The organism is Massilia mucilaginosa, assembly GCF_011682145.1.
In the GTDB taxonomy this organism is placed as follows: Bacteria; Pseudomonadota; Gammaproteobacteria; order Burkholderiales; family Burkholderiaceae_D; genus Telluria_A; species Telluria_A mucilaginosa.
Genome location: NZ_WHJH01000237.1, coordinates 1 through 381, shown reverse-complemented (window position 1 = coordinate 381; position 381 = coordinate 1). Strand labels below are relative to the sequence as shown.

General features: G+C 71.7%; 1 pseudogene. It reads right to left on the bottom strand.

Annotation, left to right across the window (positions count from 1 at the left end):
* Positions 1-345 (bottom strand): annotated as a pseudogene (locus F2P45_RS34665) (hypothetical protein); the annotation flags it as partial.
* Positions 346-381 lie beyond the last annotated feature (36 nt).

Below are 381 nucleotides of genomic sequence, written 5' to 3'. Positions count from 1 at the left end.
CTGCACTTGCCAGCGGCCGACGTGGCCCGTTTCCTGGCGCCGGTAATCGGCCTGCGCGATCGTCAGTCCGTGTTCCGCCGCGAGCGCGAACAGGCGCTGCAGGGCCGCATCGGCGCGCGCCGCCGGCGGCAGTGCGCTGTGCGGCGCGGCGACCGGCACGCTGGCGGTTGCCTGTTCGTTCACCCGCATGGCCAGTGTGTCGCGCAAGGCCGCTTCCTGCGATGGCAGCCACCAGAGCCAGGCCAGCAATGCGCACAGCAGCAAGGCCGCGCCGGGCAGCATCCACAAACCGTGGCGCACCGCCAGCACCTCAAGGCGCCAGCGCAGCGCGTTCCATTGCATCATGGGGCGCTCCGGATCGGGGTATCGGGCAGCCGGTAC